At 38.6% G+C, this 24,970-nt stretch carries 15 protein-coding genes; 13 read left to right on the top strand and 2 right to left on the bottom strand.

Annotated features, from left to right (window positions below):
* Window positions 1–130 precede the first annotated feature (130 nt).
* Together OGI71_RS16655 and OGI71_RS16660 are read left to right on the top strand one after the other, a co-directional pair.
* Window positions 131–361 carry a DUF6266 family protein gene (locus OGI71_RS16655; protein ID WP_282250399.1) on the top strand — a complete coding sequence of 77 codons (231 nt, stop codon included), beginning with the start codon at window positions 131–133 and terminating at the stop codon, window positions 359–361.
* A 20-nt stretch (window positions 362–381) separates the two neighbouring features.
* Window positions 382–657 (top strand): hypothetical protein, encoded by a 276-nt coding sequence (locus OGI71_RS16660; RefSeq protein WP_282250401.1) that lies wholly within the window; start codon window positions 382–384, stop codon window positions 655–657.
* A 111-nt stretch (window positions 658–768) separates the two neighbouring features.
* Here the strand turns inward: OGI71_RS16660 and rpsO are convergent, their stop codons facing one another.
* Both rpsO and OGI71_RS16670 read right to left on the bottom strand, forming a co-directional pair.
* Window positions 769–1,047 carry a 30S ribosomal protein S15 gene (gene rpsO, locus OGI71_RS16665; protein WP_120261475.1) on the bottom strand — a complete coding sequence of 93 codons (279 nt, stop codon included), beginning with the start codon at window positions 1,045–1,047 and terminating at the stop codon, window positions 769–771.
* 102 nt (window positions 1,048–1,149) lie between these two features.
* Complete coding sequence (locus OGI71_RS16670; protein ID WP_282250402.1) at window positions 1,150–2,364, bottom strand: heparan-alpha-glucosaminide N-acetyltransferase domain-containing protein; 1,215 nt, start codon at window positions 2,362–2,364, stop codon at window positions 1,150–1,152.
* Window positions 2,365–2,681: 317 nt separating this feature from the next.
* On the opposite strand from OGI71_RS16670, the gene OGI71_RS16675 reads away from it, so the two are divergent.
* From OGI71_RS16675 to OGI71_RS16725, 11 genes are all read left to right on the top strand, one after another.
* Window positions 2,682–5,987, top strand: a complete 3,306-nt coding sequence (locus tag OGI71_RS16675) for a SusC/RagA family TonB-linked outer membrane protein (protein WP_282250403.1) — start codon at window positions 2,682–2,684, stop codon at window positions 5,985–5,987.
* An 18-nt stretch (window positions 5,988–6,005) separates the two neighbouring features.
* Window positions 6,006–7,760, top strand: coding sequence for a SusD/RagB family nutrient-binding outer membrane lipoprotein (locus OGI71_RS16680; protein WP_282250404.1), 1,755 nt, complete (start codon window positions 6,006–6,008; stop codon window positions 7,758–7,760).
* Window positions 7,761–7,913: 153 nt separating this feature from the next.
* A complete protein-coding gene (locus tag OGI71_RS16685) occupies window positions 7,914–9,077 on the top strand; it encodes an ROK family transcriptional regulator (protein ID WP_282250405.1) in 1,164 nt (387 codons plus the stop codon).
* A gap of 356 nt (window positions 9,078–9,433) precedes the next feature.
* Window positions 9,434–10,606 (top strand): ROK family protein, encoded by a 1,173-nt coding sequence (locus OGI71_RS16690; RefSeq protein ID WP_282250406.1) that lies wholly within the window; start codon window positions 9,434–9,436, stop codon window positions 10,604–10,606.
* A 24-nt stretch (window positions 10,607–10,630) separates the two neighbouring features.
* On the top strand, window positions 10,631–13,726 hold the full coding sequence (locus tag OGI71_RS16695; protein ID WP_282250407.1) for a SusC/RagA family TonB-linked outer membrane protein: 3,096 nt from the start codon (window positions 10,631–10,633) through the stop codon (window positions 13,724–13,726).
* A gap of 20 nt (window positions 13,727–13,746) precedes the next feature.
* The gene (locus tag OGI71_RS16700; protein ID WP_282250408.1) at window positions 13,747–15,645 is read left to right on the top strand and encodes a SusD/RagB family nutrient-binding outer membrane lipoprotein; all 1,899 of its coding nucleotides are present in this window, start codon (window positions 13,747–13,749) and stop codon (window positions 15,643–15,645) included.
* Window positions 15,646–16,002: 357 nt separating this feature from the next.
* Window positions 16,003–17,166 (top strand): ROK family protein, encoded by a 1,164-nt coding sequence (locus OGI71_RS16705; protein WP_282250409.1) that lies wholly within the window; start codon window positions 16,003–16,005, stop codon window positions 17,164–17,166.
* Window positions 17,167–17,190: 24 nt separating this feature from the next.
* The gene (locus OGI71_RS16710; protein WP_282250410.1) at window positions 17,191–20,538 is read left to right on the top strand and encodes a SusC/RagA family TonB-linked outer membrane protein; all 3,348 of its coding nucleotides are present in this window, start codon (window positions 17,191–17,193) and stop codon (window positions 20,536–20,538) included.
* Window positions 20,539–20,549: 11 nt separating this feature from the next.
* The gene (locus OGI71_RS16715) at window positions 20,550–22,130 is read left to right on the top strand and encodes a SusD/RagB family nutrient-binding outer membrane lipoprotein (RefSeq protein ID WP_282250411.1); all 1,581 of its coding nucleotides are present in this window, start codon (window positions 20,550–20,552) and stop codon (window positions 22,128–22,130) included.
* A 73-nt stretch (window positions 22,131–22,203) separates the two neighbouring features.
* Entirely contained in the window at window positions 22,204–23,640 is a 1,437-nt protein-coding gene (locus OGI71_RS16720) for an alpha-L-fucosidase (protein ID WP_282250412.1), read from the top strand.
* A gap of 282 nt (window positions 23,641–23,922) precedes the next feature.
* Window positions 23,923–24,882 (top strand): sialidase family protein, encoded by a 960-nt coding sequence (locus tag OGI71_RS16725; protein WP_282250413.1) that lies wholly within the window; start codon window positions 23,923–23,925, stop codon window positions 24,880–24,882.
* The last annotated feature ends 88 nt before the right edge of the window (window positions 24,883–24,970 follow it).

Consider the following 24,970-nt stretch of genomic DNA (forward strand, 5'->3'; position numbering starts at 1 on the left):
GGCTTTAATGCCTATCTTAACTATCCATATTATAATCAGTTAGTTATGGCAATCATCAAAAATGGCGTTAATGGAACTGTTTCTGGGAAGGCAGGTTCCGTTGTGTTTGTGTTGACGAAAACAGGAAATTATGTACGTTCTCTCCCTCGCGTTAAAAAAACAAGCGCCCACTCCTGAACAGCTGCTCAGTAGAATACGCTTCAAGATTGTGAGGTCGCATATTAACCTGTTAAATTCGATCATCAATATAGGTTATAAGGCGTATAGCTATCCAAAGCGGGCATACGATGTCGCCATGTCTTATAATCTGAACGAAGCACTTATCCAGGGAGCCCCAATCCCATCACTTCCTACACGATAGATTTCGATCAAGAAAAACAAGTGCTTCAGGTTACTTGGAAATATGATGCCTATCTGGAGAAGAAGTTTGACACAAGGTCTTACGATTCCTTCTTAATCCTGTATAGCGCAGCGGATAATGGTGTTGAATATCCACTTTTGATGAACGACTCGAAAAATAGCTTAATATCTGGAAAACAATACGTTAATATTCCAGAGCATAGAAAGGAAGCGACTTATGAAGTGTATCTATTTTTTGTAGTGAGCTATGGTGGAGGTAATACAGACAGCCTGCACTTGGGGAAGATAAAGGTGTGACTATAGCTATTAATGACACTATCATATATTTATAATACCTAAGACGAGATATTTCATAAAAAAAGCCATCCAAAATCTGGATGGCTTTCCTAAAAACCTTTGTACAAAAGCTTATTTGATGATATCACGTAAACCTAGACCTTTGATGATCGCACGGTAACGGTTAATATCAGTTTTGTAAAGATAAGCCAATAATGAACGACGTTTACCTACCAACATTTGTAAGGCACGTTGTGTACCGAAATCTTTTCTGTTCTTTTTCAAATGCTCAGTTAAGTGAGCAATTCTCTTAGTGAATAAAGCAACTTGACCTTCTGTAGATCCAGTGTTAGTAGCTGATCCAGCAAATTCTGCGAAGATTCCAGCTTTGTACTCTTTACTTAAATACATCTCTTGAATAATATTAAAGCGTTAAAAAATTTATTAATTGCCTGCAAAGGTAGTATTTTTTTTTTGATCAGCAAATACACCTTCATAACCTCTTCGCTTTCACTATACTTTTACATATATCTTTTTCTTGTCCAGCCAGTAGCAGATCACCCACATCAGGGTCAAAAAACAGAGTGAATAGACAAAAGAACCAACTTCCGGGATTCCGGGAACCTGGGCACAGATATATTTATAAAACCAACCAAAAGCGTCAATATATTTTTGTGTTCCATCCTCAGCCAGTCCATCCGGGATCCGGAATAGCCCCAAAAAGCGAGGTAAAATTCCACTCAGTACAAATATAAATAAAGGGTTTTTGCCGAATACATCAAAAAATTGGGTCAATTTATTTTTGACACCCTGCACCTCTATAAACCAAATCATACTACCAATTGTCATTGTAGCAAGTCCTGTGGTATAAAGCACGTAGGAACTGGTCCAGATTTTTTTATTGATCGGAAAGCCGAGCGCCCAGATCCAGGCCAAAACAACAAGGATAAAGCCAGTCACAAACATCCCCGACAACAACTTAAAATGAGGTTCATTTGAAGCAGGCACCTTAGACCAGAGCCAGTTCACCTGGCCTTGTTTCTTAATAAACACCCCCACCAGATAACCAAACACAACCTGAACTACTGCCGGCAAAGTACTCATCAATCCCTCTGGATCGAATGGAACACCTTCACCTTTATAAATATGCGGCACCCCTAGAATAGCGATATCGTACTTTGTTCCAAACCATCCTTCTAAGCTATATGGATCCGCTCCCCCCGCCAATGCACAAACAGCCCAGTACAGCAATAGTATACCGGCAGAAATCCAGATAATTGCTTTTTCTTTAAAATAATAAGCTAATATAGAAGCAAAACAATAAGCGATGGCAATACGTTGTAATACCCCAAGAATACGGATGCCTCGACTTGGATCATTGGGATCTACCCATTGTTTAAAAACCAGTTCTGCCCCCTCCCATTTAATAAAAGGCCACCAGTTAATAAAAAGACCAATTGCAAAAATTAAGACCGTACGCTTAAGCACTTTCTTCCAGAAAACGGCCGGACCTGCTTCTTGCAAGCGAGGAATCACAAAGGACATCGCATTCCCCACAGCGAATAGAAAAAACGGGAAAACCAGATCCGTGGGTGAGCACCCATGCCAGGCTGCATGTTTCAGCGGTGCAAACATATGTGCCCAAGTCCCCGGATTATTTACCATAATCATCAGTGCCACAGTAGCCCCACGAAACACATCCAAGGAATAATAACGTTGTTTGATCATAAATTAAGTGATTAGCTAGTAAATATAGGCATTACACAATTCACATTTATGCATAAAAAAAATAATAATGGCACAAACAGGAGTTCTTTTTATTTTTTTTAAAAAGTATTTGGAACTTAATAATAAATACCTAATTTTATGTAACAAGATTTATACTAACCATATATTGTTTTTTAAACATAACGATCTGGAACAATAAGCCAGTTCAAACGGATTATTAACTAGAGTACCTTAGATTAACATTTAACCAATAACTATAGCTGATCCCAAGGATTGACATAGTACTAAACAATTTAATTAACCTTAAATAGTAGAAAATGAGTGTCTTTTACAAAAAAAGTGCGGGCTTAGCCTTATGCACACTGTTTAGCGCAACAGCACTTTACGCGCAACAAACGGTTTCTGGCAGTGTGTCAGACAAAACAGGTCCCCTTCCTGGAGCTACTGTAGCCGTTAAAGGCTCAATTGCCAAAACACTTTCCAACGAGCACGGATCATTCAAAATCAACGCTGAAAAAGGACAAACGATCCGAATCTCTATGATTGGTTACAAACCTCAGGAAATCGTTGTCGGTTCAGCGAGCACAATTAAAATCTTATTGGAAAGTGACGAATCTTCATTAGATGAAGTTGTTGTAACAGCTTTGGGCATCAAAAGAGATAAAAAATCGTTGGGCTATGCAACAGCAACCGTTACCTCTGACGACCTACTAAAAGCGGGTGCAACTCAGAACCCTTTTCTGGCAATGTACGGAAAAGCCGCGGGTGTGGGCATCAATATCGGTTCAGGTGGTCCAACAGGCGGTGTTAATATTCGTATTCGCGGAGCCGCAGGCTTGGAATCTGGAACTAATACACGACCACTATTTGTTGTAGATGGTGTACCGCTTTACGATGAAAGTACCTCCATGGAATCAAGGGGATATGATCCATTGAATTCTTTTGATATGGGTTCCGGCATTAACGATCTTAATGCTGAAGATATTGAATCCATTGAAATCTTAAAAGGGGCGAAAGCCACCGTGCTTTATGGTAGCCAGGCTTTAAATGGTGTTGTTTTAGTAACAACAAAAAGTGGACGGAAAACACGTGGACTAGGAATTCAACTTAACCAACAGATAAGTATCGACAAACCATTTACTTATATTGACTTCCAAAACGACTATGGATCTGGGGCATCTGCCAATGACATCCAATATGCAGATATTAATGGTAAAAAAATTAGAAAGTTACCGTTGAGCAGATTTAGTTTTGGGCCTAAATTTGACAACTCAGACATTATGCTTTATGATAGCACCATGAGTACATATCATGCCTATCCGGACAACTTTATTAATTTCTTTAAAACAGGAATTAATAACAGGACTAATATAGCCGTTTCGGGAGGAGGTGAGATTGGTAGCGCACGTGCATCCTATACCACCAATACCTACAACGATATATTACCTGGGTTTAAACAAAAGCAAAATACATTCAGTTTCAATGGAAATTTTATGCCATCGAAATTTGCCAGTTTCGAATTTGTAAACAATTTATATAGCGTCAACACAAAAAATAGAAGACCGAATATTCAACAATGGGTAGCTACAGGCTTAAATCGTGACTATGATTACAATTGGATTAAAGGATTTTACCATGATGCACAAGGATATAGAAAAGATCTTGAGCCTTATGGTTTAGCGGGCGGTTCACCAGGATTTTGGCCTAATGCCACCTCTAATATTCTTTGGGAACAGAATGATAATCTAGATAAAGACACCAAATTCCACTTAGTCAGCTCAATCAAAACGACATTACAATTTAGTCCACATGTTTCATTTATTGGACAAGCATCTATTGATTACACCAATACGGATGTTGTTACAGAAAATAAAATAACAAGAATGGTTCCAGATAGAATTGGAGGCGGATATAAATGGACCAAACGCAATACAACCGTACAAAACTATCAAGGACTCATGAAATACGAAAATAGTTTCAACAAAGATTGGAGCGTTTTTGGATTTATCGGTGGTGCCTATCAGAAGATTACCGACAACAACATGTTCACTTCCACAGGAAATATGGGCTTATTGTATCCAGACTGGTATTCATTAAACAATGCCAATATTGCAAATTGGCCCACTGCAGGAGCTCGAGGTCAGGTTATGGGAAATGGAAGAGGATCTGATGTTTTATATAGTATGCTAGGATCGGCTACAATATCTTACAAAGAAAGTCACTATTTGGAATTGCAGGCCCGAAACGACTGGAATTCCACCTTACAATCACCTAATAACTCCTATTTTTATCCTGGACTTTCCTATACATGGAACTTTTCAAACGACTTTAAAATACCCAAACTACAGTATGGTAAACTTCGCGTAGCCTGGGCAAATGTCGGTGGAGGTCCATCGACCGCTACCGGAGATCGATATTTTGCAAATAATATTTTTAGCGTAGGACAGTTACCCTACTCATATGGTCCTGTTACTGTCACCCCACCATCCAGTCTCTTCCTAGAAATGATAAAGCCGTTTAGAAAAAGAGAAATAGAGATCGGATTTAATACAAGGTGGTTCCAAAACAGCAGATTAGAAATCGACTATTCGTTTTATAACAACAATACCTACGATCAGATTGTTTCCCAGCCCTTATCTTCCTCAACAGGCTACTCGTCTGCCAAAATTAATACTGGAAATTTAAGGAATTGGGGACACGAGATATTCATCAAGGCTGCTCCAATTGCGAACGAAAAATTTAGATGGGATCTAACATTTACCGCTGCTAACCAATTTTCAAAAGTCATCGCCTTATATCCAGGAATCACTCAAAAATACATCACTGGAAATAGTGGTTTCCAGGTATTTGCTGAAGAAGGAAAAAGAATTGGCGAAATTAAAGCCTATGACTATAAAAGAGATGATAGCGGAAACAAGATTATTGGCCCAAATGGATTATACCAATTATCAGACGATGTCTCCTACATTGGAAAAAATGTCAATCCCGATATTTTCGGTGGTTTTATGAACGATTTCTTCTTCAAAGGGTTCAATTTCCACCTCGGGTTGGATTACAAATTCGGAGGCTCTGTGTTTTCTTATACCAATAATTATTTAATGGGTACAGGGGTCATCAAGCAAAGCTTACCAGGGCGTGACGAAGAAAATGGGGGGGTTGCTTATTATATCGATAAAAACAATAAATTTATTCAAACGCAACATAACGCAGCTGCTCCATCGGATTCCAAAGATGGGATAATTTATCACGATGGTATAATTTTGGACGGTGTAATGGAATCAAATGGATCATACGTCAAAAACAACCAAATTGTAAGCGCGCCAGCATATTATGGAACTTATATTAATGACCTTGGCACTTCTTGGCCGCCAGATCGTTTATTCAAAAACGACTATATCAAATTTCGAGAGATCTCGGTTTCATATACCATTCCGCAGCAATGGGCTAATAATTTAAAACTCCAAAAGCTGACCTTGACGGCTGCTGCTAGAAACCTCGGATATCTTTACAAAAGTATACCAAATATTGATGCTGAAGCCGCTCTTGGTGCACAATCCTACATTGAAAATTCGTTTTATCCATCCGTCAGAACATTCACTTTCGGTGTTAATGTTAGTTTTTAACCAATTAGACATTCAATCATGAAAAAAATATCAATAGTAATTGCATCGGTTTTTATCCTAATTACAGGATGTAAAAAGACATTAGATAAGGAATTTACCAATCCTGAAATATATGACAAAACAGGAAATCTTTTTAGTGGATTATTTACTTCTACACTGTACCAATGGAAATTTTATGTTCAGGACTACGGCGAATGGTGGTGGGATATAGCAGGAACAGGCGCCATGGGTGTCTCAGGCTATACACAAGTTTCACAACGCTATATAACGGATCGCTATGCTTGGTTTGGTCTTTATGATGACTTATCAGGTGTTAACGGGTTCGGAAGTGAAAATCAATTATGGCAGAACAGAATGAAAGCGTTTTATGAGCGCGCGAATGCTTGGGCTGTGATCAAAGACAACCTAAATAATGTATCTGGACAAGAGCTTGACGATAATATCATATACTATCATTTAGTGACGGTTGTGAAAGATTATGCAGCACTACTCACTGTAGATTTTTATAACTCCATCCCCTATTCGGAAGCCTTTCGTGGCAAGGACCGTCTGTTTTTTCCAAAATATGATGATCCGAAGGAAATCTATATCAGCGTACTTAATGATTTAAAGAAAATATCAGATGAACTTCCTGCTGCATACGACAAAATGAGCCCTGCTGCTGTTTCAACGTTTAAAAATCAAGATATTGCATTTCGGGGCGACATCAACAAATGGCTTCAGTACATCAATGCTTTGCGCCTTAAATATGCATTAAGAATATCCGGAGTAGACGAAAATACGGCGAAGACACACATTAATGAAACGTTGGCAAAGAACAATCTACCGACAACAGATATGGTCTGGCAAATGCCTTATGATCTAGACCCAAGAAACGGTGGTGAATGGGTTAGAGGATTATTTGAAGGTTGGGCAGGCACATTCATCCCTAATATTATTATAAAAAGGATGAATTATGGCACTTCTGCGTATGAAAAAGGTGTAGATGACCCTAGACTACCTGTAATTGCGTTTCCCACTAAGCACAGTAATTTTGCCGAATCCATCGGAGACTATCGCGGAGTCAGCATGAATGCAGATGCCCAAAAACCAATTTATGATGGTGGGGAGAAATACTACACAGGTGGACCTAACGGGAATATAAGTGACCATTTCAAACAGAATTCAAAATCCCTTTATAATTTTGCCAACATTACCATGAACAAGAAGTTCCCAGTCTATATGATGTCACAAGCAGAAGTAGACTTGATTTTGGCCGAAATTACTTTAAAAAACTTAGGAAATACCGGTCGTACAGCTGATGCACATATTAAAAATGCAATTTCTAACTCTACTAATTTTTGGTATAATAGAAGTGATGAGAGTGACTTCCAAAAAAGTCAACTGATATTACACCCAGTCAAACCAGCCGCGAGTGATGTCACAAAATATTCTGACTTCATCGCAGCTAAATATAATGCTAAAACCAATGTCGATGATAAATTGGAGATTATTATGCAGCAAAAATATATCCATTTAAACATCATGTGCCCTTATGAATTATGGACAGAAGTCAGAAGAACAAGACATCCAAAACTGGAACCAATGACTTTTAATGGAAAAGTAATGAAACCGTTCCCTGAAAGGTTAAGATACCCTACAGCAGAACAACAAAACAACCCAGACAATTATGCGAAAGTCAAATCTGATGACAATTTTACAAACCCAATCTTTTGGGTACCGCAAAATCTAAGAAATGTAAATCCTTATTGGAGCAATTCCAATTTCGAATAACACATAGCTCCATATTTACCAGCATTGAAAGCCTAGACTTGACTCTAGGCTTTCTACTTTTTAAAAGTATTTAAAAAGTTCTTAAAACTTATCCAAAATACTTATCTTTATCTAACAATTATAACCATTTCCTATATTTAGGTCAATTAAACGATGAAAGCGGACATTTTACGATTATTATATTATAATAAGACACAATCCATTGCGGATCTTTCTAAATCTCTTTCAAAAAGTACACCTATAGTCACAAAGACGATTAATGAACTTGTAAAACAGGAACTTATTCTCGATAATGGTCTGGGTGAATCAACAGGCGGTCGACGTGCGTCCCAATATGGGCTCAACAATAGCCTCCCTTATTTTATTATCAGCATAGCAATAGACCAATATTACAGTTCTTTTACAATTTCCAATTTAGCACACACTATCGTTGCACAGCAGAAGGATGTCGCGATCGACCTAAAAGAGCAGGATGCCGGAGAACGGATCCTCCATTCCTTGGAAACTATTCTTCATGAAAGCCAGATCGACAAAAAAAATATCATTGGCGTGGGAATCAGTATGCCCGGATTTGTCAATCCGGAAGAGAAAATAAACGATTCTTATCCCCAAAACTCCTCGCTCCACCATCTATATAAGCAAATTGAAGACAAGTTGCAGGTAGCCACGGTCATTGACAATGATTCACGATGCGTTGCTTGGGCGGAAAAAGAATTTGGTCATGGGGTTGACATTGCACATACATTAGTGATTAACTTAAATTGGGGGGTTGGTCTTGGAATTATCATAAACGGAGAGATCTTTAAAGGCGCAACAGGTTTTGCTGGAGAGTTTAGTCATATCCCATTATCAGATAAAAACACCCTATGCTCATGTGGTAAGAGAGGTTGTCTCGAAGTCGAAGCTTCCTTAAATGCTGCCATACAAAACACCGAATCAGATATCCAAAATGGTGAATATTCGATTTACTCCACTTTTGCTAAAATAAATTCAAATAAAGCGGATACATTGATTGAAGCTGCAAAGTTGGGGGATCAAATCGCGATTAATAATCTCGGAAAAATTGGCTACATGCTCGGAAAAGGTATTTCAACCCTGCTACATATCCTCAACCCGAACAAAATAATCATTAGTGGCCGTGGAGCGGAAGTGGGTGATATCATAGCCCCACAGATTCAGGTCGCCATCAATGAGTTCAGTATTCCCAAAATTGCAAAAATGACAAAAATAGAAATTTCTGAACTTCACAAAGACGCACAACAAATGGGTACAGCGGCCTTAGTAGCCGAACATCTGATCGATAATATTATCCATTAGCCATATAAATATGCTATTTACACATACAGCTATCTTGATTTTCAGCTTCTCCTCTAATACGCTGTTCCGATCGAGTATGGGTAAAAGAATATAAAGGATATTTGGAAGCTATAAAATCAAGCCATTTATAGCTAAAAATACTAGTCAACAACATGATGGATCCATATACAGGCTCCTAAAAAACGCTCCAATTTTGAGAGCGTTTTTTTTATACCCATGCAAACAAAATAAAATTCAACAAACCAAGAAGACTACTTTTTAAAAAAAAATAAAAAGTTATTTCTACTTAACACAAATATAACATATCTTTAGCGCTCACTAAATGGGAAAACACTAACGCATCCCCACATAATATAATGGAATTGAAGGAGAAAATCCTTGTATATCTTTACTATCTAAAGGAGCTGTCTATTGCTGGACTTTCTAAAAGTCTGTCAAAAAGTACTCCTATTGTTACAAAAGCAATTAATGAGCTATTAGAGCAAGATATTATTGTGGACAAAGGCTTGGCTGCTTCGACTGGAGGCAGAAGGGCTGCATTATATGCGTTAAATGATCACGTAGATCACCTCATTATTAGTGTATCCGTAGATCAGTTCTATACATCCATTCATCTGAGCAATCTGAAACAAGAAATCTTGGCCGAAACATCGGATATCAGACTCGACCTAAGAGATGAATCTGCAGGAAATGATATTCTTGAACACATCAAGACGTTTATTAATAAGCACAAATTAAAGAGCAACAAAATTATTGGAATAGGAATCAGTATGCCCGGTTTTGTCAACGCCCATCTTGGCGTCAATGATTCCTTTGCCGACCATAATCCACTTCATCATCTTAAGAATAGCATTGAAAGCAAGCTGAATATACCAACGATAATCGACAATGATTCTCGTTGCGTCGCTTGGGCGGAAAAGGAATTTGGTGCTGGAGTCGACAGTACACATACCTTAGTCATTAATCTGAATTGGGGAGTAGGTTTAGGGATTATCATTAATGGTGAAATTTTTACTGGTGCTACGGGTTTCGCTGGCGAGTTCAGTCATATCCCGCTTTCAAACACCAACAGTCTATGTTCTTGTGGAAAAAGGGGCTGCCTCGAAGTAGAAGCATCTTTAAAATCTGCCATAGAGCAAACAGAGATAGCCATCCAACAAGGAGAATACTCCATCTACAGTACACTCATCAAAACCATGAGCAACAAAAATAACGCACTCATTGAGGCTGCAAAAATAGGCGATCAATTGGTTATTTACCATATCGGAAAGATCGGTTTTATGATCGGAAAAGGGATCTCTACCCTGCTTCACATCCTCAATCCGAATAAAGTTATTATCAGTGGTCGAGGAGCCGAGATCGGAAATATATTAGGTCCACAGATCCAGAATGCTATCAATGAATTTAGTATTCCGAGAATAGCAAAAATGACCGAAATAGAAATTTCGGGACTACACAAAACTGCACAACAAAAAGGGACAACTGCATTGGTTGTCGAACATTATATCAATCGCATTTTAACGAATTAAACTCTTTACTTAATTACCTAAAAAATGAGTCTATTTTACAAAAAAGCAACGGGCCTAGCATTATGCACTATATTTAGTGCTTCCGCCCTCTATGCACAACAAACTATTACAGGTAAAGTATCCGATGACAAGGGACCTGTTTCAGGGGTTACTGTAGCAGTCAAAGGAACTACAAAGGCAACACAAACAAACGCCAGCGGATCTTTTAATATCGATGCCGCTCCAGGAGAAACAATCCGCCTATCAATCGTCGGATACAAAACCCAGGAAATCGTTGTTGGCTCGACTAAAACGATTAATGTTACATTGACCGCAGATGCTTCGACATTAGGAGAAGTCGTTGTGACGGCAATGGGTATAAAAAGAGAAAAGAAAACACTAGGTTATTCTTTTCAAGAGGTTAAATCCGAACAACTTACAGATGCCAAAGAAACCAACGTTGCGAATGCTTTAGTCGGTAAAGTTTCCGGACTTCAGGTGATCAAAGGTTCTGCAGGTCCAGCATCTTCGACTAAGATCACGCTTCGTGGTAACAACTCACTTACAGGAGATAATCAACCATTAATCATCGTCGATGGTGTACCGATGAACAATTTCCTTGGCGGTATGAAAGGAAATGGTGATAAAAATAATGACATGTGGAATCCTGCGACCGATATGGGTGGCGGATTGGGCGATATCAACCCTGACGATATCGAAAGTATGTCAGTTCTTAAAGGCGGTGCAGCATCTGCTCTATATGGATCAAGAGCTGGTAATGGTGCCATCGTTATCACGACCAAATCGGGTAAAGCTCAAAAAGGCGCTGGTATCACGTATTCTTCCACCATTGGTCTTGAAACCATCTTCATGACACCAAAGCTTCAAAATAGCTATGGCCAAGGAAAAGATGGTGTTTACAATCCAATAAGCACGACAAGCTGGGGCGATAAAGCAACTAAAGTATATGACAATATTGGTGCATACTTTAACACAGGTGTTAATCACACACAAAATCTTGCTTTTCAACAACAGCTGGGCGAAACCAATATTTATTCATCTGCAACCTATTTAAATGACCAAAGTAAGATCCCGGGTTCATCGTTGGAAAGAATCAATTTGATGACCAAAGTTACTTCATCATTCGGCCCTGACAAACGCTGGACCACTGATGTCAAGGTGCAGTACATGAATATGAATGCCAAAAATAGACCTATTTCAGGCCAAAACAATTCAAACGTTTATAGCACTTTATTTACCATGCCTCGTTCCATGAATATTCTGGATTTTAAAAATCCATTGAATGCAGTGGGGGATATGGCTTGGTATGGAACAAGTGAGAATAAGACAATGAACCCGTACTGGTTAGAAAAATACCGTTTGAATAATGACATTCGTGACCGTTTTATCATGAATGGAAACATCAAGTACAAATTCAATGATTGGTTAGATGCGGAAGCAAGATTTGGTCGTGATCAGTATACAACTAATTATGAAAACAAAACTTACGGTGGTAGCCCATTAATTACAGGTGGCAGTTATGGGGTTGGTAAAAATACATTCTTTGAAAACAACTTCACTGTAGCATTAAATGCACGTAAAGATAACTTGATTGGAAAATGGGGTGGATCAGCCTCCGTATTCGGACAAATTATGAAAACGAGATCTACTGGAATCGATGCGAGTACAGGAGAACTGCAAGTACCGAATCTGTTCTACATCAATAACAGTAAATCTTTTCCTACAATCGAACAGAGTTTATTGCAAAAGCAGATCAACTCCCTTTACGCAACGGCGGAAATCAATTATGACAACTATTTATTCCTTAATGTGACAGGCAGAAATGACTGGTCTTCTGCCTTAGGTTTAGACAACAGGTCGTTCTTCTATCCATCTGTAAGTGGATCATGGGTAATTTCAGATATGATCAGCAAGACAGGTGGTTCATTGCCAAGCTGGTTATCTTTTGCCAAGTTAAGAGGATCTTACGCTGAAGTTGGTAATGACCTTCCTTCTTTCCAATTATACAATGTTTATAATATCGGAAAGGATCCAAATGGCAATACCACTGCTGGTATGGGTAATACCAAATATAGCCCTAGTATCCTAAGTGAATTGATCAAAACCATCGAATTTGGTTTCGACACGCGATTATTCAACAGCAGATTAGGATTGGATTTCGCCTGGTATAAAACGAATGCGACCAACCAATTGATTGATCTTCCGATGAATCCTTATAGCGGCTATGAATATGAAAAAATCAATGCTGGAAATATTCAGAACTCGGGTTTTGAAATTGTATTGGATGGAAGGATATTGACCAATAAAGATCAATTAACATGGAATTCCAGCCTAAACTTTTCAAGAAACAGAAATAAGATCATCAGTCTTGCCGATGGAGTGGACATGTACCCATTAGGATCTTATGACAATGTTTCTATCAGAGCACTTGAAGGCGGGTTGTATGGTGATATTTATGGCACTAAATTTCTAAGAGTTGAAGATCCGAATAGTGAATTTAATGGGCAATTGATCTTAAATGGCAGCGGATTGCCACAAGCCGCAAGTGGCCTTCACAAACTTGGGAACCAAGCCCCTAAAGCACTAGTAGGCTGGAATAATAATTTTGCTTACAAAAACTTTGGATTAAGCTTCCAAGTAGACGGAAGATTTGGTGGAGAGTTCTTCTCAGGAACAAATCTCAATCTACAGGCTAATGGTAATGCGGAGATTACAGCACCAAACGGTGAGCGTAACCCATTTGTCGTGGATGGTGTGATTGCATCTAATGGATCATATACAAAAAACACCACACAAACGACCCAACAATTATATTGGACTCAAGTAACCTCAACATCAGGAAACTATGGTATTACGGAGCAAAATGTGTATGATGCGACGAATATCCGTTTGAGAAATGTGACATTGAGCTATAATTTCCCAAAAAGCATACTTGGTAACAGTATTGTCCAACGTGCTAAAGTCAGCTTGACCGGAAATAATCTTTGGATGATTAAAAGTTATGCAAATGGTGTAGATCCAGAATCTGTTTTCGCAATCAACTCCAATGCTACAGGCTTTGAGAACTTTTCTACACCTACATCCAGATCATTCTTTCTTAATGTCACTTTAGGTTTCTAATCAATTAAAAACGATAAATCATGAAAAATATCATATCAAAAATAGGTTTTGCTTTACTTTTGGGGGGAGTTATCAGCTCATGCTCTAAATTTGAAGAGATGAACGTCAATCCGTATAAGGCGAATGACGACCAAGTCAAAATCGAATTCTTTTTTAATAACGCACTTACTGGCGCGCAACAAGACCCTAATATCGCTGAACGTATCTTTGTTCTCGACTGGAAAACTACCGGAAGACAACATATGACCAATGGTTTAGCAACTGGAACAGTAAATGATGATTGGTCCAAAGAATATTATAGATATTCAGCTGAATGGATCAAAAATGCTACCAAAGGAATTGAGGTTGCAACCAATGAAATCAATGCTGGATCCGCAAAAGATTATACCAATAATCTGTTGCAGATCTCCCGTATCTGGAGAGCATACTTGATCAGTGAGGTAACAGATAATTTTGGCCCTACCCCGATTGCGTTCGCAGAAGGAGTCAATCCAAAATATAGTTCAGTCAAAGATGTTTACTATTACCTTTTCGAAGAACTTAAAGACGCAACTTCCAAAATAAAACCCGGAATTAAGGTTCCTGATGATGTTGTCAAGTTTGACCGTGCTTATGGGTTTAACGATGAGAAGTGGATCAAATACGCTAATTCAATGCGTATGCGTTTAGCGATGCGCCTATCTGAGATCGATGCCAACAAAGCAAAATCAGAATTCGAGGCTGCTGTGGCTACCAATAAATACATCAGCAATACAGCAGATAATTTTACTGTTGCGGAGAAAGATGGCTGGGATCCTTTGACAGGTGTCATGAGCCGTAGTTGGAACTATCAGGCCCTTTCGGCGACATTAAATAATCTCTATCTTGGATTAGGTGGAATTCAAACTGAAAAGCAAGTTGCTCAAGATCTGAAGTCTTCAATTAAAGCCGAAAACTATATTGGCAAGCGTTACAGTAATCATTTCACGAGTAAGACTAATGACCCTTCTGCGGGTTACTGGTTGGATGGTCTACCAAATAAAATAGATCCACGTGCGTTAAAAGCATTTTTTATCCCCGGAGATTTTAACAATAGCAATTTCTTCGATAACGGCGACGATTCTAAAAAAACGGTAGACACCTTAGTGAATGGCAATACCAAAATTGCTGTAAACACAAAATATACCTGGAATGCCTTCTCATTAGGCGACTGGGCGGCCAAAGGTACAAATAACCGGCTGAGAAGTACATTAGTCGGTAAAGTTCCGGCAATTGCCGTTCAATTTAGAAGAAGCGCAAATAGCCGTATTTTCTTTGCGAACTGGGAAAGTTATTTCTTGTTGGCCGAAGCATCGCTAAAAGGATGGATAACAGGAACAACAGCACAGGCAGCTTATGAAAATGGTGTAAGAGCTAATTTTGATTATTGGGGAGTAGGTCAGTTTGCTTCGGAATACCTAAGCTCTACGGATTATAACAGAGTGGGCACATCCGTTAGTTTCACACATATTGCGGAACCAGGCGATGCACATACCATGGATTATATTGATGGCTATACGAATGCTGCTGGGACAGTAAGCATTAAGTACCCGGTCAATTCTCTTTACAAAAATGGTACAGTACGTAATGACTTATTGACGAAGATTATTACCCAAAAATTCATTGCCAATTTACCTTGGTTACCATTAGAGTCCTGGAATGACCAAAGAAGATTGGGTTTACCATTCTATGAAAATCCTGCAATTGAAAATGCTTTACCGAACTTACCTGATCTTACATCAGCAAACTTTATGACAAGCAGCATCAAATTCTTTCCGCAACGATTAGCATTCCCATCTTCCTTTAGGGATACTGATCCTGCTGAATACCAAAATGCGGTATCGCTATTGGGTGGAGTGGATAAAGTGTTGACACCACTTTGGTGGGCAAAACAGAAATAAGTTTTTCACTCAATGAATTATAATTAAGCCGGCTCATAGCCGGCTTTTTTTGTATAACCATATATAACTAAATCTTGTTTGTTACAATACATCCTATTTGTATCCGCATAAAATAACAAAGAATAGCATTTTTATTCACTAATAGCCTTAAGTTCAAAATTCTTTTTAAAAAATTTAAAAAGAATTTTGAACTTAACATAAAAAGCACATATCTTTAACTTATAAAGCTTATACAAAGCTGGTATATCCGGTATTTATAAGCAACTATGAAAACCAGATTGATACTAAACACATGATAATCAATCATTAATAAGCTTAAAGAATAAACACAATACCACGAATACAATTGAACTAGATATGATCATCGAGATTTTAAGAATGTTGTATTACAAACCGATGCAACCGATTGCAGACATTGCAAATTCATTGTCCCGAAGCATTCCATCTGTTACCAAACAGATTAATGATCTCATGACTAAAAATGTCATCGTAGAGAAAGGTTATGCTGCATCTACTGGGGGAAGAAAAGCCATACAATATATGCTTAATGAAGATTTAACGCAAAGCATTATCAGCATTACCATCGACCAATTTTACACTTCCATATCTTTAACAAACCTGAAAGCCGAAATAATTTCTTCAAAAAACAACATTCCGATTGACCTTGGAGACAGAAATGCCACAGACGCAATAATAGAAGCCATAAACAATTTCATTAGCACGGGCAATATAGATCTAAATCAGGTTATCGGTATCGGAATCAGTATGCCCGGCTTCGTAAATACTGACACAGGACTAAATGAATCTTATAATGAAGATTCGTGTTTATACAATATCCGTGAGTGTGTAGAAAAAGAATTTCATCTTCCGACTATTATTGACAATGATTCGCGTTGTATTGCTTGGGCTGAAAAGAAATTTGGTGAAGCACAGGATTCATCTCATTCATTAGTGATCAATCTAAATTGGGGTGTAGGCTTAGGTATTTTAATCAATGATGACATATTCAAAGGTACATCGGGCTATGCCGGAGAATTTAGCCATATTCCACTTTCTGAAACACTGACATTATGCTCGTGTGGAAAAAGAGGCTGTTTGGAAGTCGAAGCATCCATTAGCGCAGCTATTCGGAATACCGAAAGAGATATTAAAAATGGAGAATATTCTATTTATGAAAAACTTGTCAATGAGCATGTCAATAAAATTGAGGCTTTAATAGAAGCAGTGCAAATCGGTGACCAAGTAGCCATCAATAATATTGGAAAAATAGGTTACATGCTTGGCAAAGGAATTTCAACATTAATACACATTCTTAATCCAAACAAAATTATCATCAGTGGTAGAGGAGCAGAAATCGGGCATATTCTAGTTCCTCATATTCAGGTTGCGATCAATGAGTATAGTATTCCCAAGATTTCAAAAAAGACAACACTTAGCATCTCCACTTTACACAAAAAAGCACAACAAATGGGGACAATAGCTTTAGTAGTAGAAAAATACATTACCAACATAATTAACTAACGTTTTTAAACAAACACCTAAAACATGAGTCTATTTTACAAAAAAACTGCAGGATTGGCGTTATGTACACTCTTTAGTGCAACATCGCTCTACGCGCAGCAAAGCATTTCTGGAATAGTTTCAGATGCTAATGGACCTATCTCTGGTGCTACTGTTTCTGTAAAGGGAACAACTAGAGGTACACAAACAGGAACCAACGGATCATTTACAATTCAAGCTTCTCAAGGCGAAACGTTACGCGTATCCATTGTTGGATACAAATCTCAGGAGATTGTCGTTGGATCATCCAAAACAATCAATATTAAATTAACTGAAGATGCTTCCAACTTAGAGGAAGTAGTTGTTACAGCGATGGGGATCAAACGGGCACCAAAAGAACTGGGATATGCAATGAGTACTGTAGATTCCAAAGAATTAACAAAAACCGGATCACCAAACTTCGCTGGAGCATTATATGGTAAAGCCCCAGGTGTACGTATCTCAGCAGCTCCCGGTGGCGCCACTTCAGGAATTAACATTAATATTCGTGGTACAAATTCCATTACTGGAAATTCCCAACCTTTAGTCATCATTGACGGGGTACCAATGAGACAAACTTCTTTCAACAACTCGGATTACTGGGGAGATCAACGTGCTCGAGGTAATGGACTGGAAGATCTCAACCCTGAAGACATCGAAAACATCAGTATTCTAAAAGGTGCTTCCGCTGCAGCGCTATATGGATCGGAAGCAATGAATGGTGTTGTTTTGGTGACGACTAAATCTGGAAAAGCAGGAAAAGGGTTTACACTCGATTTTAATGCGACTTACACGCATGACCAAATTGCGTATTTACCAAGATTTCAAGACGTCAGGGGGCCTGGATACTCTAAGGCATATCAAGATGACAAACAATCGGACGATATGTTTCAATATTATGGTAGTGCACAAACTATCAATGGCGTCAATAGAGGCGTCATGAATACTAGTGTGAATTTCGGGCCTCTATTTGATGGAAAAGATATTATTTCCTGGGATGGAAAGGTTCGGCCATACTCCGCCCAAAATGCCTATAATAAATTTTTCAACAATCCAAATAATAGCATTTTCAACTTAGCACTGGGCAATACAACAGAAAATTCCAATATTCGTTTCTCGCTTACTCGGCAAGATAATCAGATGACCGCATTAGAATCTTATAACAAGAAAAATATCGCGAATCTGAACGCTAGCTTTACGCTTTGGAAAAATTTCAAGAATGATGTTGTTGTCAACTTTGTCAATCAACGCACCCATAACAGACCATTTTTAACGGATCGTTTGATTAACAACTTTGGGGGTATGATTTCTACATTTGATAATCCTGAATGGTACTACGATAAATATCAAACGAGTTTAGGTTATAAATATGTAATTGATGCCCCAGATGCCCAAAGTCTAACTCCAGGAGAAAATATACGATACAATGGTTACCGTGGTGATGTTTTAGAGTATGCGTGGAATTCTAAAGCAAAACAATATGATGAATATTCAAACCGTTTGATTGGGTCGTATACAGCCACTTGGAGTGTGACGAATGATTTATCATTACGTGCACGTGTTTCAGCGGATGTCACCGCTCTAAAGACAGAAGACAAACAACCCAACGAAAAGCCGCTATTATTTGGTAACTCTGGGTTTTTCTCCTTGGGAAATCAAAATGCAAACATCTATTATACCGATTTATTGGCTACTTATAATAAACAGTTAAATAAAGACATTAAAATCGGAGTTGTTGGAGGATACACGGCAACTAGATCTGAAGATGTATATGTACAAAACCAAACTGATGGTGGATTAACTGTAAGAAATTGGTTTGACGTAAATGCAACATTAAATCAGGCTACGAGAAGCGACAGATATAATTATAGAAACCGTATGTTAAGAGACGCTCTCTTTGGGACCTTAAATTTCAATTTGAAAGAATTCTGGAATGTTGAAGGTACATTACGTCGTGAACGAATTTCGACCATGCGCCCAGACAACAATGTGCTTTATTATCCATCCGTAAATTCAAGTTTGATTCTGTCCGATGCTTTCCATTTACCAGAATTTTTTAACTATGCCAAATTACGAGGTTCATGGGGTATTGTTGGTAATTATCCGGACATCTATAAAAGTGCCCTGGCATATACACAAAAAACTTTAGGAACGCAAACAAATGGCGGTGCTTCTGTTATATATACAACAGTACCTACCACTGAATTTGGCAATGAAACTATCAAACCAGAGACTAAAAACGAGGTTGAATTTGGTTTGGAAACTAAAATGTTAAACGGGCGATTGGGACTAGATATCACTTATTACAATGGATTGATTAAAGATCAGATCTTAAACTATACTTTGCCAATTAGCTCCGGATCAAATTCAATCCTAGCGAACGTAGGTACTTTACGCAATACGGGATGGGAATTCGCGATTAACGGTACACCAATTCAAAAAGAAAATTTCAGATGGTCTACAACATTGAACTTTTCAATGAATAAAAATATGGTCAAGGAATTACCAGGCAATACCGGCACCTTATTGTTAAGAGATTATGATGGAAACGCAGCACAATTAGTCGCTAATGTAGGTCAGCCCATGGGAGACATCATGGTAAGACCGATTAAATTAGATGACAATGGAAATAAGGTTGTATCCGCAAATGGCTTGTATGAGATCGATGGAAATCGGTGGATAAAAGCAGGAAATGCAATGCCAAAAGCAGTTGGAGGTTTTATCAACAACTTCAATTATAAAAACTTCAACTTAGATATTTTAATGGATTTTAGACTCGGTGGAAGTGTTATGCCTACAGGTATAAATTGGATGACGAGTAGAGGGTTAACAGAGGAAAGTTTAAATAATATGGATGCAGCCCATGGAGGACTAAGCTACTATCAAACGAAAGATGCAAGTGGAAATATCATTGGTGTAGCGACAAACGGCAATACTGGTCCAAATGGGGAAACAGTCTATCACGATGGTATGCTTATGGATGGCAAACTCTCAGATGGAACAAATAATACAAACATTATTTCGCAGGCTACCTATTATAACAGCACCTATAATTGGGGCGGGCCACAATATTCCCAATCAAGGTATGAGCTCTATGTGCAAAAAAATAATTATATAAAAATGCGTGAAATATCACTGGGCTATCGTTTACCTGCTTCAGTCGCTGCTAAATTAAAGGCTAAGAATTTACAAATATCTGCATTTGGCCGCAACTTATTCTTTGTATACAGGTCAATTAAAGATATAGATCCGGAACAAATGACAGGTGGTTCTAACTGGATTAATAATGTTTCAAATGCAGGGACATCACCCGCTACAAGAACCTATGGTTTAATGCTACGTGCTAGCTTCTAAATTTTACGAAAATGAAAAAACAAATTTTTATTTTGGGGCTACTTGCAGCTTCCATATCGACGATAACATCTTGTAAAAAAGATTCTTTTGGTGATTTTTATAAAAACCCTGGTAAAGTGTCAGAATCAACGCCAGAAAAGCAATTTACAGGCATGATTTATGACTTTCGAGCATTAATTATCCCAACTTATGGAAATTATTTCATCACATTACGTCCAACAATCAATCTATACATCCAAAATCTTGGATCTGTAAATCAGGCCAATCAATTAATCCCCGGTTCTGCAGCCGTAGAAGAAAGATGGAACAAATATTATGCTGGTCTAGCACAATACAAGGAATTTGTTCGTTTGTATGACGCACTAAGCGCCGAGGATAAAATTCAGAAAAGGGCAATGGCTTTGGCCGCGAAAGTTTTGTTTTATGACCAAACACAACAAATGGTAGACTTAGTAGGTGATATTCCTTGGACAGAAGCGGGTAAATTAATGGGAAACGGGGGGGATTATACAATATCTTATCCAAAGTATGACAAAGCAGAGGATATTTATACCACCATGTTAGATGATTTAAAAGCAATAAGTACCGAACTAAAGTCTACTACCGTTCCACAAACTTTTGCTGCCACCTTCAAAACACAGGATTTAATTAACAATGGAGATATTACTTTATGGACAAAATATTGTAATTCACTCCGTTTAAGAATGTTAACCCGCGTTTCTGGAACTTCTCAATTTTCTGCGAGAGCGACCACGGAACTTGCTCAGATTGTAGAAGATCCAACGAACTATCCTCTTATTTTAACAAACAGTGAAAACGCCCAAATTGATATTTTTAATATAAGTTCAGATATTAAATCCGAAGACATCAAAGGTGCTTTTGAAACAGATGGTTGGTATTCAAACATAGCCAGTAAATATATGATTGATGAAATGAATAAAATCAACGACCCCCGTCGCCAGTTATTATTTGAAACTGGTTCAACTGCAAATAAAGCCTATATTGGTCTTGATCAGAGCGCCTCATCAGCTGACCAAAACATCTTGGTCAGGGGAACAACATTAAGCTTCTTACATCGTAACACGATTTCGCGAAACAAATTTCTTCCTGGTCTATTGGTAACCGCATCTGAAGTAAACTTATTATTAGCTGAATACTATAATAAACACAACAATAATACAAAAGCGAAATCTGTATTTGAAATAGCATTGAAAGAATCGGTAGACCTCTATACGAAGATTAGTCAGAAAAGTGATGATGCTACTATTGCTAAAGCCACTGTCCCTACAACGACTCAAATTAATGATTTTGTGACAGCTGTCAACTGGGATAATGCGAGTAATAAAATGCAATTGATCGCCACACAAAAATGGTTACATTTCAACTTGTTCCAGGCTGTGGAAAACTGGTCAGAACAACGACGTTTAGATTACCCCAAATTTACGATCCCAACATTTTCTTCTGATAGACAAAAAACTGTCCCCGTCAGATTAACGCTACCTCAAACAGAGGCTACTTACAACACAAAAAATTACGATGAAGTAAAAAGTAAAGACACACCGGACACCAAAATTTTCTGGGACGTCAATTAATAGACACTACATCTACCAAATAGAAAGCCACTCTCGGGTGGCTTTCTTATTATCATTTTCATTATATTTATACATGCAAAAACTGACAACCATTATATCAACCGCACTACTGGCAACAACCGCTACATTGACTTTTGGGCAAGCACACAATGTATCGGGTGGCTACCAAAAACCGACAGATCCCTTAGTGATCGAAAACCTCGAACAATGGCAGGACATGAAATTCGGTCTTTTCATGCACTGGGGAACCTACAGTCAATGGGGAATTGTTGAGAGCTGGAGTATCTGCCCCGAAGATGAGGGCTGGACACAACGCAAACCAGAGCATGGCAAAACCTATTTTGAATACCTCAAGAATTACGAAAATCTGCAGACAACATTCAACCCGACGGATTTCAATCCTCAAAAATGGGCCGACGCAGCAAAAGCAGCCGGAATGAAATATGTGGTCTTTACAACCAAACACCACGATGGTTTTGCGATGTTCGACACCAAAGAATCGGATTATAAGATCACTTCCACCAAAACACCTTTCTCCTCCAACCCAAAAGCAAATGTGACCAAAGAAATCTTTAATACATTTCGCAACGACGGTTTCAAAATCGGAGCTTATTTCTCCAAACCGGATTGGCACTCTGAATATTATTGGTGGCCCTATTTTCCACCTAAAGACAGAAATGTAAATTATGATCCGAAAAAATATCCTGAACGTTGGCAGAAATTTAAAGATTTCACCTACAACCAGATCAATGAACTAACGTCGGAATATGGTAAAGTGGATATTCTATGGTTGGATGGTGGACAAGTACGTCCCTTAGAAACTGTAGACAAGTCAGTAGACTGGCAACAGACAATCAAGGTGGATCAAAATATTGACATGGATCGTATCGGTGGTATGGCCCGAAAAAATCAACCAGGCCTCATCGTGGTAGACCGTACTGTTCCCGGAAACTGGGAAAATTATGTAACACCCGAACAGGCTATCCCTGAGCATCCATTGGATATTCCATGGGAAAGCTGCATCACTATGGGAGACTCCTTTAGCTATGTTCCCAATGACAATTACAAGCCGACAAAGAAAATCGTCGAAACGCTTGTCAAGATTATTTCCCGTGGTGGTAACTATTTGCTGAACATCGCCCCCGGCCCTAAAGGTGATTATGACCAAGCAGCATATGATCGTCTAAATGAATTATCAGCTTGGATGAAAATCAATCAAAGCGCCGTATATGCAACACGTACCGTTGCCCCTTATCATCAAGGTGATTACTATTACACCAAAAGTAAGGACAGCAAGATCGTCAATGTATTTCACCTTTCAGCGGGCGACGCTTATCAACAACCTAATGAATATGTCTTTGAGGTTCCAGCGGATTTTAAAGTGAAAAAAATCACAATTTTGGGCCACAAAGGTCGCTTGGATTGGTCACAACGTGACAACCAGATCACCCTGAGAAGTCCGGGCACCAGATTCAATTATGCTACCGCGATTCAATTGCAAAGCAAATAATAAAAAAGCAGCTGAATTACATCAGCTGCTTTTTTATTATCCGATAACGATGATCGACTTCAGGTATTTTCAAAGGTTTTCATTTGACTACTGAAAACCAGCAAATATAAATCGTCCCCATTTTCGTCCTCAATTAATACCCGAATAACTAAAAACACTAGCTATAAAAAAACAACACTGTTGAACTTAGCAGCACATACTAACAGAATGAAACAAATAACCTTATTTTTAGCATTAATACTCCTAACATTTTATTCATGTAAAAGCTATAAGCCGCAGATAATGTCGTCCCAGCAGATCTTCCAAGAGGGACAGGCCAGTTTCAAACAATGCCATGCCTCAACCATACAATCCATCGGTAAAGACAGCCTCCTGGCCTGCTGGTTTGGCGGTACACATGAATCCAATCCCGATGTGGTAATATGGAGTTCTCATTATAAAAATGGCAAATGGCAATCCCCAGTCCAAATCGCAGATGGGATTCTTGCAGACAAGCGTTATCCGACCTGGAACCCTGTACTCTATCAACAGCCAAAGAACGATACCCTCTATTTGTTTTATAAAATTGGGCCCAACCCACGCGAGTGGAAAGGCTACGTCAAATATTCCATAGACAAAGGTCATCACTGGTCTGCAGCACAGGCATTACCCGATGGTATTTTGGGACCAATCAAAAACAAACCATTTACATTATCTAATGGGGGTATACTATCTCCTTCCAGTACTGAATCAAAAGACGAAATCTGGAAAGCACATATAGAAATCAGTCACGACCACGGTAAAACCTGGTCTATTCATACAATTCGGCCTGACACAAGTATTCAAGTCATTCAGCCCAGTATTGTTCCACACAAAGATGGCCGCCTCCAGGTACTTTGTCGCAGTAAAGAAAATAAAGTAATGAGTGCTTTTTCCTCTGACCAAGGCAACAGCTGGGGACCTTGGAAGGCAACCAACCTGCTCAACCCCAACTCGGCTACTGATGCCATCCGATTGAAAAATGGACTATTTATGATCGTTTACAATCCAGCAATCGCTGGAAATGAATGGTGGGAAGGGCGAACAAAACTCCATGTCGCAACATCCCATGATGGTCTTCACTGGCATGATACACTAACCTTGGAAGATGGGGTCAAAGGAGACGAATATTCTTATCCGACCATTATACAGGATAAAAGTGGTCTAATACATATCACCTATACCTGGAATAGAAAGAGTATCAAACACATTGTCCTCAAATAACGTAAACACAAAATCCCCTCATGAAAATGGGGGGATTTCTTCTTTTCGTAAGACCTTTTAGACGGTCTCTAATCTTTCCAATTAACTG

This window comes from Sphingobacterium sp. ML3W, assembly GCF_029542085.1.
In the GTDB taxonomy this organism is placed as follows: domain Bacteria; phylum Bacteroidota; class Bacteroidia; order Sphingobacteriales; family Sphingobacteriaceae; genus Sphingobacterium.